Consider the following 13,400-nt stretch of genomic DNA (forward strand, 5'->3'; position numbering starts at 1 on the left):
CGGACTCATCTTTTTATCACCCAGTTGATTCATCGAATGGTGGTCGCAATGACTCAGTGGATACCCGGCTGGACGACCCGGCGGCCAGAAAAAACCGATCTGATCCTCGCCTTGTCGGGGTCTGGAGTGGTCAAGGCTGAAAACGGCTGGCTGCATTCCGGCGACAGCGATCTTTTCGAGGGCGGGTTGCCCGAGTCAGTGTCACTGGGCAGCTACGACGGCCGGGACCTGTTTGTTACCGAATTACCGGAGTCTGGTCTTGGTGACCAGGAGGTGATTCCGCTTCGGGATGCTTTGCTGATGCTGAGCGACGCGCCTGCGGATATGCTCAGTACCGGCTTCCAGGTCTGGCAGTGGTGGCGAGACCACCGGTATTGCGGCCGCTGTGGACAGGAAACCGGTTTTCATCCCCGGGAACGGGCCAAATGGTGCGACCCTTGCGGCCTTCCCTGGTATCCGAGGTTGGCGCCCTGCGTGATCGTGGTTATACGCAGGGAGGATCGGTTTTTGCTCGCTAGGTCCTCAAGGGTCAAGCGGCACTTTTACAGCCTCATTGCCGGATTTGTCGAGCCGGGGGAAAGTCTTGAGGGCGCCGTGCACCGTGAGGTGAAAGAGGAGACCGGACTGGATGTCACCAACATCCGCTATCACGCCTCGCAACCCTGGCCATTCCCCCATCAGCTGATGGTCGGCTTCTTTGCCGACTACGCGGGAGGGGAACTGGTACTCCAGGAAGACGAACTTGCCGATGCTGACTGGTTCCTGCCCGGTGATACGCCACCGGTGCCGCCGGAAACCACGATTTCTGGCCGCCTTATCCGGGCCATGGAAAATGAGATTTCCCGGGGAGGCATTCCGGTTTGAACGAGCAGGGACCTCGAAGGGTATTGGTGTTCGACTCCGGCGTGGGTGGGCTGAGCGTCGCAGCCTGTATTCACCGGCATTTGCCCGGGCTGGAGCTCGTCTACCTGGCGGATAACGCAGGCTTCCCCTACGGCGACAAATCCGAAACAGTCGTGATTGATCGCTGTTGCGCACTGATTAATTCAGCCCTGGCGCTTTACCCGTCGGACGTTATCGTGGTGGCCTGTAATACGGCCAGCACGGTGGTTTTACCCCATTTGAGGGCCATGACAAAGGTGCCGGTTGTGGGTGTAGTGCCCGCCATCAAGCCGGCGGCGGCAAAGACGATTAACCGGCGGCTGGGGTTGTTGGCAACACCGGCAACAGTTCGCAGACCATACCTCGACAGGCTGGTCGAGGAATTTGCCGGCGATTGCCGGGTAGAACGTATAGGCCATCCGGGGTTGGTACGCTGGGCGGAAGACCTGGTTTCTGGTATCGAGGTTCCTTTTGAGGAGCTGAACGAGGCAATGAAGCCTTTCCGGGAAGAGGATGTGGACACGGTGGTTCTCGGCTGCACTCATTATCCACTGTTGCTGGAGAGCCTGAAGCAGAGTTTGCCGTCGGTTCGTTTCTGGGTCGACTCGGGAGAGGCTATTGCACGGCGAGTGGCCTGGCTGCTGGATCAGGAGGGGCAACGTGCGTTGGCTGAAGACCAGATCTGCAGGGAAGGGGAGCCTCCCGTGATCGCAGCTTTGTTTTCAGGGTCGGCGCCTGACGGAATCACAGCCTTCATGACGGGGCTTGGACTGGCGCTCAAAGAGCTCAATGAAGGCTGGCCCGGCGGAGCACCGGGGGCTACAGCAACCGGGTCAGCTTGAACATGGCGAAGAATTCCAGCGCCGGGATCGATCGCTTGTGACAACAGTAGGTCTTGAAATTCTCGCCCCGGAAACGCGACTTGGTGAATTCCAGGCCCTTGAAGTTGTACAGGAAATTACCCTTCTCATAGACTCCGTGCAAAAGGCGCTTCAGCAGCCGGCTCTCCTGATGTTCCGTCGCCGAATCCAGTGACAGGGGAATCAGGCCCAGATCGAGATAGGGCACGCCCTCGGCCCTGAACACTTCCATCGCATGGGCCATAAGGGTATAGAAAATGCCCTGGCGGAAATCGGCATTGGCCCGGGAAATGTTGGGCACATAGCTGATGATCTCGTTATTCCGATAGATCGGGTCGAAATAAATGAACCCGGCGGCTTTGCCGTCCTGGTAGGCGTAGAAATGCCGTTCGTTTTCCCGATAGTCCATTTCCATGGGACGGATCAGAAAACGGATTTCATTGCTTTTGCATTTCCGGGTTCGAATCCAGGCTTCGGAGATCTCCCGGGTGTGGTCGTCGCTGAACCGTTCCTTGACGGTGATGCCGTTTTTCTCAGCCTGGTTCAGTGCGGTCCTGAGAATCTGTTTCTTCTTTCCGCTTAGGGACCACTTGCTCAAATCAATGCGGGACTCGCTGCCGAACTGTGTGCCGTAAAGGCCGAAGCGCAGATGGAGAAAATCGACCACAGGCTTGGATACCTGTATGTAGCTGGCATTGGGAAATTTCTGGTGAAAGCTCTCCAGCAGGCTGCCAAAATCTTCCGGGGCACAGACCGGATCAGAGAGCACGAAGGTCGCACCCCATTTGCGCATGTAGGCGATGTAGCCCATGCCCGGTACATCGAAATACTGCATGCCCGGCTGCAGCGTCGAGAACGACTGGGAGTGGGTTCCGTACTTCTTCAGGAATCCGACCCGCTCGGTAAACGTGAATGAGCCGCTTTCCAGTGTGCCAACCCTGTCCAGTGCGAGGATCTGATCCGACATGCTGCTGCTCCCTGTTTGTTTTTGTTGGGTGACTCTCTAGCGAAGGTAATCAGGCCTGTTTGCGTCCGAGAATGGACCAGTAGCAGTTCATGTTCAGAAGCTTGAAGTGCTTCTTGTCGGTGACCTGAAGGCCCAGGCGCTGCATGTGCTCGGGATAGTTATAGATTTTGTGGAAGGCGTTGTTGGCGAACAGCCAGAAGATGAAGACTGCCATGTACCAGTAGAGCTTTTTGAACATTCGGGAAAGCAGGTTGCCCGTGGGGTAGGAAAAGTCGCCAACAACCACGCGGGCGTCTGCTTTGCCCAGGTGTATCAGATGCTCGAGGACCCGGACCATCATGTCTTCGTCGAATACGTTGAGGAAAAAGTTGGCCACCACCATGTCGTACTGTTCAAACTCATCCACCTTCATGATGTCGCTGTGGATGCGACGGATAGTAAGGTGCGGGGCTTCCTTTTCCTGAGCCTCGGCAAACTTTCTCAGCATGGTTTCGGAAAGGTCCACCACGGTTACATCGGCGCCCAGCTCGGCGGCCCGAATGGCATCCCGACCGTGGCCGACCCCGGCAAACAGTATTTTGTCCCCTGGCTGCACGGTTTCAACGTCCAGCATCGCTGTCTTGCAGCGGTGAATGTTTTTACCGCTGTAAAGGTTGCTCAGGAAATCGTAGACGGGACCAATGTACTTGTACTTGTCGCGCATGATGACTGCTGCCTGTTCTTGTTCCTTGGATGCCGTCACCGTTTTTGTCGTTATTGGTCCGAGAATGTCGGACATTCCGGTGATCAGCGCCTATGGAATCGAGCTTAGAGAACAGGGTGGGAGAAATATGTGCAGTAATGCGCATTTCCGGATACACAAAGTAACGTACTGCAATACTTTGCAAACCAGATCGCGGTTTTATATCGGAGTGTCAGACAATAAATAATCGTCTATCAGAATGATACGGCTTTGGCTCGTATGGTGCCCAGGGTTCTGGAAATTTCGACGGCTGGCCTGGCAGGGCCATAGAAAAAGCCCTGAACCTGATGGCAGCCCAGGCCTCGAAGGTATTCCAGTTGCTCGTCGGTTTCCACGCCTTCAGCAACAATCTCCAGCTTCAGCCCGTGAGCCATGGCGACGATGGCATTCACGATACACGCGCCGTCTTCGCCGCTGCGGATGGCTTTCACGAAAGACTGGTCAACCTTGAGGGTGTGGATGGGCAAACGGTGAAGGTAATTCAGGGAGGAATAACCTGTGCCAAAATCGTCTATCGCTATCCGGACACCAAGAGCTGCCAGTTCACGGAGTTTCTGGGAGATCTGCTCAAGATCGTTCATGATCACGTTTTCAGTGATTTCGATTTCCAGGTTGCCGGCCGGGAAGTTGTGAGCCTTTACCTGCTGCATGAGGGTTTCCACAAATCGCGGGTGCTCGACCTGGATGGGTGACAGGTTGACTGCCAGCCGGAGGTCCGCATGGCCGGCCCGGATCCATTGGCCAACATCCTCGCAGGCCTGATTAAGAACCCGTTCGCTGAGCTGGCCAATCAGCTTGGTTTCTTCTGCCAGGGGCAGAAAGTCTCTGGGGTAGAGAAGTCCGCGTTCGGGGTGCTGCCACCTTACCAGGGCCTCGAGGCCGACTACCCGATTGGTTGTGGAGCACACCTGGGGTTGGTAAAACACCCTCAACTCGTCCCGCTCCAGAGCCAGGCGCAAATCCCGCTCCAGGTTAAGACGGTTGGCTGTATCGATACTCATGCTGTCGGAATAAAAGCGGTAACCGTCCTTGCCCTTGCCTTTAACGTGATACATGGCAATGTCGGCGTTCTGGATGAGCTGATCCATGGATTCGCCGGCTTCCGGGAAGATGGCGATACCGATACTCACACCCACGAACACCTCGTGATCACCCAGTTGAAAAGGCGCCCTGAGGGCATCGATCAGCTTCTTGGCGATCTGTCTGGCATCTTCGTGATTGTGGATCGAGGGCAGTAGCAGGGTGAATTCGTCGCCACCGAAGCGGGACAGGGTATCGCCCTTGCGCAGACATTTTTCAAGACGGTGGGTTACCGCCTGCAGCAATCGATCACCCATGGCGTGGCCGAGGGTATCGTTGATGACCTTGAAACGGTCCAGATCCAGGAACATCACGGCGAGTTTCTGACCGCCACGTTTGGCGTGGGTGATCGCAAGCTCGAGACGGTCCTTGAAAAGGGCCCGGTTTGGCAGGCGCGTCAGCAGGTCGTGATAGGCCTGGAAATTGATGAATGCTTCGGCTTCCTTTCGCTCGGTGACATCACGGGCGGTGCCGTAATAGCGCGCGCCATTGCCATTTCCGCCGCCCTGGGTGGATCCTGAATGGGGCCAGGTTTGCGGATCGATTGGAAAGGCGGTTATCTCGAAGTGTCGGGTTGCCCGGCGGCTGCCCCGGGTCTTCAGGCGAACCTCGAGGGTCCTGGGGTTGTCCGCGGTGATGTTGGGGCCCTTGAGCGCCAGGGTTCCCCGGGTCACGTCACGGTCATCCAGGATGTGTCGGAAGTGTTGGCCACAGAGTTCCGCAGGCTGGTATCCGAGCAGGCTCTCGACCTTGCTGTTCACAAAGCAGAAGTGGCCGTCCTGATCGAGCATGAAAACGATGTCGGGGGAGCTGTTTACGATGTAGCGATGCAGGGCCTCTGATTTCTCGAGCCGCATCTGTATGTGCTCGTGGGCTTCGAGCAGAGACTTCTTTCCGATAACACTCTCAACGGTGGCCAGCAGCTCTTCAGGATCGAAGGGTTTGCGAATGTAGTCCAGGGCGCCCCGGCGAAGGGCTCGGCTTACGGCGCTGAAAGAGCTTTCGCCGCTGACCACAATCACTCCGCAATCCGGTTGCCCATTGGCAAGGTGGGCCATGACATCGAAGCCGTTGACCTCTGGCATCCGGAGATCCAATAGCGCCAGATCGAATGGTTCCTGATCAATCAGGTCACAGGCTTTTCGACCACCGTGTGCTTCTGCAACCTCGTAGCCCCGGTTGCGCAACAGCGAAGCCAGCGTATTCAGCAGGCGAGGTTCATCGTCCGCTACCAGTATCCGTGCCGTTAACCCGTGACTGAAAGGCTGATCAGTTTGTTCAGGTGCCATCGGTCTGTATCCGTCGTTTGTGCGTCAGTCTGTCTCGTTCTTTTTATGGCTGGCCGTCGGTAGCAGAATCCTGAAGGTGGTGCCTTCCTGCCCCGTCCGACAAGCTATGATGCCCTCCATGTCATCGACTAGCTGCTTCACAATACTCAGGCCCAAACCGCTGTGGCCTTCTCCCTTTGTGGTTTTTACCGGTGAGAACAGGGTGTCCCGTATTTCACCGGGTATTCCTCTACCTGTATCTTTGATTTCCAGCTCAACCCAGGTGCGATGATTCTGCCACACTGGAGAAGCGGTATGAATTTCAACAGTGCCACTATCCTCGGGTAGGCTCTCCGCAGCGTTACGAACCAGGTTGATCACTACCTGGCGAATCCGGGTGGTGCTGGCCGCAACCCGTGTTGGTTCGCTGCACAGTGATAGCTTCAGATTTCGGTTCCCGGAGCTGAACAGGCTATCTTCAAGAATACGTGCGAGACTTTCCAGCTCAGTATTGAGCTCAACTCCTTCATCACCCGATCCCACGGCGTCAGTATGACTCATTTGCAGCAAAAGGTTACCGGCCCGGTCCAGCTCATCCCGAATGACGTCCAGTTCCTGCTGGACACCGGCATCCTCGAGCCTGCCACGGAGCTGATAAATGTATTGTCTGATGATGGTAAGCGGGTTGCTGACCTCGTGCACCTGTTTGCGCAGCCGTTCTCGGGCTATTTCCTGATCCAGCCCTTCTGATCCGGCCTCTGCGCTGGCGGTCGCAAGATTTCGGTTTGCCAGCACGGAGGACAGCTGGCGGGTAAAGATATCAGCCAGTTCCAGAGTCGTCGGTAGATGGTCGTTGTCGGTTCCCAGGGCGAAGACGCCCGGGCAATCGTCGCCGCCCTTCACCGGCACGGCCAGCAGTGACGGTGTGTGTAATAGCGAGAGTAACTGACGGTCCAGTACCGTGGGTGAACGTTCCCCAAGGCTGACTGGCAGCCCGGAAATAAAAGCTTCCGTGAGAACACTCCCGCCTGGCTTGGCAGTTACCGCAAGTTCGGGGATGTCGCCAATGGTGCCGGACAGGAGCACGAGATTGTCTCCCGTGTGCCCAAAGCACAGTGCCGGAAGGCCTGTGATCAGGGTAAGGCTGTTGACGGTTTCGGCGAGAATATCTTCGGTTTCACCGGTCAGGTCGGCCAGGTTGATGGCCTGGTTCGCCATGGCTTGACGAAGAATGGTCTGTTTCAGCTGCCTTGAGGCGCTTTCGCCACAGTAATCCTCGTCCAGCGGGATTCCCATGGAGGCCGCCATGCCCGAGACTTCATGACCGATGCGGCGGTTGATTTCACGGGTCAGTTCTTCGTTGAGCCCGAATACCGTGCCTGCCGCTGCAATGCCGGCGGCATCGGACAGAGCCAGGCGGGTTGCGAGACTGATCAGCTTCACCAGGTGGCCGGCATCCCTGAGTTCCGAGGGCAGCGCCTGCTGATAACGCATGGCATCGGCTGCCATGGGGCCCAGGCCCCAGGAGGCCACGAGTTCGGCGGCAATGTCTGACTGGTGATCAAGATAGTGTTGCTTCGCCTCGGTGGCTGGCGTTTTAATAGCGATCAGTTCGCCGATGTTGTGCAGCATGCCCAGCATGAAGGCTTCGTCTGGCTCCGGATACCGGGTAAGGGTTGCCAACGCCCGGGCGGTTAGTGCGGTAGTCAGCGAGTGGCGCCAGAAGTCTCTGAGTTGCTGCCATTCCTCGCCGCCCAGCTCGAACAGCAGCTGTCTCAGGGCTGCGGTCAGAACCAGAGTGTGAAAACGGCGGGTGCCGAGTCTGAGGAGTGCCTGGTCAACCGATCGAATGGGGGTAGAGGGCCCGTAAAGGGCGGAATTGGCCAGTGCCAGTATGCGAGCCACCAGCGCCGTATCGGCAGAGACAATTTCGCTGATTTTTCGGTAGCTCTCGTCCTGATGGCATGCATCGAGCGCCCGCAGGGTCACCTCCGGTAGACTCGGTAGCTGTAGATCAGGCGCGATGTGCATAGGCTTACCTGCCGTGCGACGAAAAAGTCAGTATCTGACGGAGCGTTCATTCTTATTGTCCGAAAAGAGCTTAGACAATAATCCGTCGTTATTAAATACTTATTGCTCTTTTTTTAAGCAATATATTATCTGATTCGTGATATGTGTAGAATTTTTACAGGTTAAAATACTGAAAACCGAAAAATCAGGGACCTAGATTACCGGTGATGAACGCCAGAGAACCTGTCAAGCACAATCCGAACCAACCCCGCACCATCGCAATTGCTGGCGGTAAAGGTGGGGTGGGTAAGACCTCGGTCGCCCTGAATCTTGCGCTCACCCTGGCAAGGCAGGATAACCGGGTTTTGTTGCTGGATGGCGACACCGACCTTGCCAATGTCAGCATCATGGTTGGCCTGTACCCGAGAAAAACCCTTGCCAATGTGATGGCCGGAGAGTGTCGTCTGGAGGACGTCATCCTTGAGACCGATTACGGGCTGCACATTGTACCAGGGGCCTCCGGTGTCCAGGAGTGCATGGACATGGGGCCGACCGAGAGCCTTCGAATCCTGCGGGCACTCTATAACCTGGAAAATCGTTACGATTACGTCATTACCGATACCGCTGCCGGCCTGCAGGCTGCCGGGCTCCATATGATTGCCGCAACAGAACTGGCTTGTATGGTGGTGACCCCGGATCCCGCGTCCCTGACGGACGCCTTCTCGCTGATCAAGGTGCTCAGGCGCAGGGGCTACAATCGGATACCTAGCATTCTTGTGAATATGGCCCAGGGGGCCAGCCAGGCTAGGTCCGTCTTCCAGCGTCTGGATGCCGCTGCCCAGCGCCACCTGGGGATCTCGCTCCACTACATGGGTGGCATCTGGCGCGACGAGACCCTTCGCCAGTCGGTTCTCAACCAGAAGCCTGTCGCGCTTCTGCCTGTGTCGGACCCCTCATGCCGACAGTTCCACACCCTTGCCGACATGCTGGACGTGAGGCTTTCCCAGCTGCCCAGGCGAAAGGCAGGCATTGCGGCTTACTGGCATAAGGTGTCAAAAAGGGAATCGGCAAATCCGAAAGCGTTGGGCAAGCCCGAACCTCAAACCGGGAACGAGACGCCATCGCTGAAGCATCGGTGCCTGCAGGCCGTGGGTGAGATTGAGTCTGTTTTTAATGCGGGGCCGATCGATCCTATGCTGCGTTATGAAGCATTTACCCGTCTTTTTGCACTGCTGGGGAGCACGCTGGACAGTGATGCCGTCGAGATTGTGCAAACCGGTCTCGGGTCGTTCCAGTGGGAGAGTCTCAGCCCCGAGCGAAAGAATCATCTGGCCATTCATCTTCGCGAGCTGGCGGACCAGATTTCACCCCTCGAACATAAAGCGGAGCCTGCCGAGCCGCCCCAATCCGTCCTCCGCGAGCCGTTTTACGATCGCATCAGCTTTGGTGAGCAGGATCGTCTGGTGCGCATACTGAAGGAACAGCCTGCAGATATCTCGCTGGATCAGCTCTTGCGATCTCTCTCCGGCAATGACCAAAGCAGCTCCTGATAGGCAGAAAAACCTACCTTCTTTTCCGTCATTTTTTTTACACTTTTTGTAGCGTAAGTTTGCTGTGTGTCACCGCTCTGTCACCAAAGTTGTGCAAGGATTGAGCACAAATCTGAATCGTGGCCCGCAATATGCAGCACATCTGTCGAATCTGATTCGCAAACTTTCCTCTGGTTGGCGGGTATGCGGCGACAACGAATTGAAATGAGAAGGAGTTCTCCCATGGCAACACAGCAGCTGAATCCCGAGGCGTCATCAAAAGTACTTGAGCGGCTCCGGGGCAAGCACGTTCTGATTACCGGCACCACGGGCTTTCTCGGCAAGGTGGTTCTGGAAAAGCTCATTCGCGCCGTTCCGGACATAGGCGGCATTCATCTGCTGATCCGTGGAAACAAACGTCACCCCGATGCGCGGGATCGTTTTTTTGAGGAGATCGCCACGTCGTCAGTCTTCGATCGTCTTCGCCAGGACGACAACGAGGCTTTCGAAACTTTTATTGAAGATCGTGTGCATTGCGTAACCGGGGAAGTGACCGAGCCTTTGTTTGGTCTGTCCGCTGACCGTTTCCGAAAGCTGGCTGGCGGCATCGATGTGGTTGTCAACTCCGCAGCCAGTGTGAACTTCCGGGAAGAGCTCGATAAAGCGCTTGCCATCAATACCCGTTGCCTCGACAACGTGGCCGAGCTTGCGCGACAGAACAAGTCGCTGGCGGTGCTGCAGGTTTCCACCTGCTATGTAAACGGCATGAATTCCGGACAGATCACGGAGACCGTGATCAAGCCGGCAGGTGAGGCCATACCCCGGAGCACTGAAGGTTACTATGAGATCGAAGAACTTGTCCGGCTGCTGGAGGACAAGATAGCGGACGTGCGTTCCCGATACTCCGGCAAGGCACTGGAAAAGAAGCTGGTGGACCTTGGCATCCGTGAAGCCAACCATTATGGCTGGAGTGATACCTATACCTTTACCAAGTGGCTCGGTGAGCAACTCCTGCTCAAGGCCCTGTCCGGGCGGGCACTGACCATTGTGCGCCCATCCATTATTGAAAGTGCACTCGAGGAACCCGCGCCAGGCTGGATTGAAGGCGTGAAGGTGGCGGATGCCATTATCCTTGCGTATGCCCGCGAGAAGGTTACGCTCTTCCCTGGCAAACGCGCTGGGGTCATCGATGTTATTCCCGTGGATCTGGTGGCCAATGCCATCATCCTGGCGGCGGCTGAAGCCGTTGCTGATTCGCCACGTCACCGGATTTACCAGTGTTGCAGTGGCAGCTCCAACCCGGTTTCCCTTGGGCAGTTTATTGACCACCTTATGGCGGAATCCAAAGCCAACTTCGCCGAATACGATCAGCTGTTCTACCGACAGCCGACCAAACCCTTCATTGCAGTCAATCGCAGACTTTTCGATGCCGTCGTAGGTGGGGTGCGCATTCCACTGAGCATTACCGGGAAGGTTCTGCGCATGCTGGGCCAGAATCGCGAGTTGAAAGTGCTCCGGAATCTGGACACGACACGCTCGCTGGCGACCATTTTCGGTTTCTACACCGCGCCAGACTATATCTTCAGGAATGATGATCTGCTGGCCCTGGCATCGAGGATGGGTGAGCTGGACAAGGTGCTGTTCCCGGTAGATGCCCGCCAGATTGACTGGTCGGTCTATCTGCGCAAGATCCACCTGGCAGGCCTGAACCGATACGCCCTCAAGGAGCGCAAGGTTTACAGCCTGCGCTCTGCCAAGGCCCGAAAAAAGGCAGCGTGAACCCAGGAGCCCGGTCGCAACGACCGGGCTTTTTTATGCGTGGTCGTTTCCTTCCCGGGTTTGCCATCGGCTCCAATCCAACTATCCTTTAAAAAGCTTCTCGTTCGGCGCAATTTACCGTTGTTTTCTTGCGGGTTACCGACCTTTTTGGGCTAAAAGTTCAGGCGGATTAGGACGTTAGTCTAATTCATTGTGTAGTGGCTAGCATGGTGAACTACCACTATCCGTCTAAAGGGCCGGAGAGGCCTCAACGTCTGAATTCCAAAACCGACAATGACAACAGACTCTGACTAAAGGGGGAGCACAATGACTGGTAAACAGGTATATCCGGTAAGCCCGGAAGTGGCCAAACAGGCCCTTCTGAACCGGGAACAGTATGAAGAAATGTATCGTCAGTCAGTCGAAGACCCGGATACCTTCTGGGGTGAGCACGGCAAGCGCCTTGAGTGGATCAAGCCTTACACCAAGGTGAAAAACACGACCTACGATTACAACAATCTGTCCATCAAATGGTTCGAAGATGGCCAGTTGAATGCCTCAGCCAACTGCCTGGACCGTCATTTGGAAAAGCGCGGCGACCAGACAGCCATCATCTTTGAAGGCGATGATCCCGCCGATTCACGCAACGTGACCTATCGCGAACTGCACGAGGAAACCAGCAAGTTCGCCAACGTCCTTAAAGGTCTGGGCGTGAAGAAGGGTGATGTTGTCACCATTTACATGCCGATGATTGTTGAGACAGCCGTCGCCATGCTGGCCTGCGCACGTATCGGCGCGATTCACTCCGTGGTGTTCGGCGGTTTTTCTCCGGAAGCGCTTGGTGCCCGGATTGTGAACGGCAAATCCCGCTTCGTAGTCACCGCTGACGAAGGCGTTCGTGGCGGCCGCAAGATTCCGCTGAAGAAGAACGTGGACGCGGCCCTGAAGAATGAAGATGCCGCCAATGTCGAGAAGGTGGTGGTTGTTACCCGGACCGGCAATTCCGAAGTGCCCTGGAATGACGCCCGCGACGAGCGTTACGAAGACCTGATGAAGTCCGCCTCTGCCGACTGCCAGCCAGAGCCGATGAACGCCGAAGATCCGCTGTTCATGCTGTATACCTCGGGTTCCACTGGTGCGCCCAAGGGCGTTCTGCATACCACCGGTGGCTACATGGTCTATGCCTCCATGACCCACGAGTACGTGTTCGATTATCATGAAGGCGACGTGTACTGGTGTACTGCCGATTTCGGCTGGGTCACAGGCCACAGCTATATCCTGTACGGCCCGCTGGCTAACGGTGCCATCACCGTTCTGTTCGAGGGTGTGCCCAACTATCCGGACAGTTCTCGTATGGGGCAGGTTGTCGACAAGCACAAGGTCAACATCCTGTACACCGCTCCGACCGCAATTCGTGCCCTGATGGCGGAAGGCGAGTCCTGCATGAACGGCACTACCCGTGAAAGCCTGAAACTGCTGGGCTCCGTGGGCGAGCCGATCAACCCCGAAGCCTGGGAGTGGTACCACCGGGTTATCGGCAACAGCAAGTGCCCCATCGTGGATACCTGGTGGCAGACTGAAACCGGTGGCATCCTGATTTCCCCGCTGCCGGGCGCGATTGATCTGAAACCCGGCTCAGCCACGGTGCCGTTCTTCGGTGTTCAGCCGGCACTGGTAGACAATGACGGCAACATCCTTGAGGGCAAGACCGAGGGTAACCTCGTCATCCTGGACAGCTGGCCGGGCCAGATGCGGACGATCTATGGGGATCACGAGCGTTTCGCTCAGACCTATTTCAGCACTTACAAGGGCATGTACTTTACCGGTGACGGCGCCCGTCGCGATGAAGACGGCTACTACTGGATCACAGGTCGTGTCGACGATGTTCTGAACGTGTCAGGTCACCGTCTGGGTACCGCCGAAGTCGAAAGCGCCCTGGTTTCCCACGAGAAGGTCGCAGAAGCTGCCGTTGTTGGCTATCCGCATGACATCAAGGGTCAGGGCATCTATGTCTATGTAACCCTGGTACATGGACAGGAACCTTCTGACGAGCTGAAGAAAGAGCTTGTCCAGTGGGTGCGCAAGGAGATTGGCCCCATCGCCTCTCCAGATGTGATCCAGTGGGCACCTGGACTGCCTAAAACGCGTTCTGGCAAGATTATGCGGCGTATTTTGCGTAAGATTGCCGCTAACGAGCACGACCAGTTGGGTGATACCTCTACGCTGGCAGATCCGGGTGTAGTCGATGACCTGATCAGCGGTCGTGCGAACCAGTAACGCCTGTGTGTTACCAGGCCATGTACC

9 protein-coding genes are annotated in these 13,400 nt (G+C 56.4%); 5 read left to right on the forward strand and 4 right to left on the reverse strand.

Going from position 1 to position 13,400, the window contains the following annotated elements:
• The first annotated feature begins 48 nt into the window (after nucleotides 1-48).
• Together nudC and murI are read left to right on the forward strand one after the other, a co-directional pair.
• Nucleotides 49-864 carry an NAD(+) diphosphatase gene (gene nudC, locus SIC15_RS05530; protein ID WP_305966600.1) on the forward strand — a complete coding sequence of 272 codons (816 nt, stop codon included), beginning with the start codon at nucleotides 49-51 and terminating at the stop codon, nucleotides 862-864.
• Complete coding sequence (murI, locus tag SIC15_RS05535; RefSeq protein WP_412537230.1) at nucleotides 861-1,724, forward strand: glutamate racemase; 864 nt, start codon at nucleotides 861-863, stop codon at nucleotides 1,722-1,724. The genes nudC and murI overlap by 4 nt, the downstream gene beginning before the upstream one ends.
• On the opposite strand, the gene SIC15_RS05540 is transcribed toward murI, so the two are convergent.
• From SIC15_RS05540 to SIC15_RS05555, 4 genes are all read right to left on the reverse strand, one after another.
• Nucleotides 1,702-2,709 carry a DUF2156 domain-containing protein gene (locus SIC15_RS05540; protein WP_412537231.1) on the reverse strand — a complete coding sequence of 336 codons (1,008 nt, stop codon included), beginning with the start codon at nucleotides 2,707-2,709 and terminating at the stop codon, nucleotides 1,702-1,704. The genes murI and SIC15_RS05540 overlap by 23 nt on opposite strands.
• 49 nt (nucleotides 2,710-2,758) lie before the next feature.
• Complete coding sequence (locus tag SIC15_RS05545; RefSeq protein ID WP_412537593.1) at nucleotides 2,759-3,412, reverse strand: class I SAM-dependent methyltransferase; 654 nt, start codon at nucleotides 3,410-3,412, stop codon at nucleotides 2,759-2,761.
• Nucleotides 3,413-3,645: 233 nt separating this feature from the next.
• Nucleotides 3,646-5,820, reverse strand: a complete 2,175-nt coding sequence (locus SIC15_RS05550) for an EAL domain-containing protein (RefSeq protein WP_412537232.1) — start codon at nucleotides 5,818-5,820, stop codon at nucleotides 3,646-3,648.
• Nucleotides 5,821-5,844: 24 nt separating this feature from the next.
• Entirely contained in the window at nucleotides 5,845-7,830 is a 1,986-nt protein-coding gene (locus SIC15_RS05555) for an HDOD domain-containing protein (protein ID WP_412537233.1), read from the reverse strand.
• A gap of 206 nt (nucleotides 7,831-8,036) precedes the next feature.
• On the opposite strand from SIC15_RS05555, the gene SIC15_RS05560 reads away from it, so the two are divergent.
• From SIC15_RS05560 to acs, 3 genes are all read left to right on the forward strand, one after another.
• Nucleotides 8,037-9,359 carry a MinD/ParA family protein gene (locus SIC15_RS05560; RefSeq protein ID WP_412537234.1) on the forward strand — a complete coding sequence of 441 codons (1,323 nt, stop codon included), beginning with the start codon at nucleotides 8,037-8,039 and terminating at the stop codon, nucleotides 9,357-9,359.
• Nucleotides 9,360-9,581: 222 nt separating this feature from the next.
• A complete protein-coding gene (locus SIC15_RS05565) occupies nucleotides 9,582-11,117 on the forward strand; it encodes a fatty acyl-CoA reductase (protein WP_092030262.1) in 1,536 nt (511 codons plus the stop codon).
• A gap of 306 nt (nucleotides 11,118-11,423) precedes the next feature.
• Nucleotides 11,424-13,373, forward strand: a complete 1,950-nt coding sequence (gene acs / locus SIC15_RS05570) for an acetate--CoA ligase (protein WP_053114647.1) — start codon at nucleotides 11,424-11,426, stop codon at nucleotides 13,371-13,373.
• Nucleotides 13,374-13,400 lie beyond the last annotated feature (27 nt).

The sequence above is a fragment of the Marinobacter sp. MIT932201 genome, from assembly GCF_047123295.1.
GTDB lineage: Bacteria > Pseudomonadota > Gammaproteobacteria > Pseudomonadales > Oleiphilaceae > Marinobacter > Marinobacter salsuginis.

Bases quoted from the DNA above. Each gene is read 5' to 3' on its own strand.
- nudC (WP_305966600.1), top strand. From the start codon at position 49: ATGACTCAGTGGATACCCGGCTGGACGACCCGGCGGCCAGAAAAAACC.
- SIC15_RS05540 (WP_412537231.1), bottom strand. From the start codon at position 2,709: ATGTCGGATCAGATCCTCGCACTGGACAGGGTTGGCACACTGGAAAGC.
- SIC15_RS05545 (WP_412537593.1), bottom strand. From the start codon at position 3,412: ATGCGCGACAAGTACAAGTACATTGGTCCCGTCTACGATTTCCTGAGC.
- SIC15_RS05550 (WP_412537232.1), bottom strand. From the start codon at position 5,820: ATGGCACCTGAACAAACTGATCAGCCTTTCAGTCACGGGTTAACGGCA.
- SIC15_RS05555 (WP_412537233.1), bottom strand. From the start codon at position 7,830: ATGCACATCGCGCCTGATCTACAGCTACCGAGTCTACCGGAGGTGACC.
- SIC15_RS05560 (WP_412537234.1), top strand. From the start codon at position 8,037: ATGAACGCCAGAGAACCTGTCAAGCACAATCCGAACCAACCCCGCACC.
- SIC15_RS05565 (WP_092030262.1), top strand. From the start codon at position 9,582: ATGGCAACACAGCAGCTGAATCCCGAGGCGTCATCAAAAGTACTTGAG.
- acs (WP_053114647.1), top strand. From the start codon at position 11,424: ATGACTGGTAAACAGGTATATCCGGTAAGCCCGGAAGTGGCCAAACAG.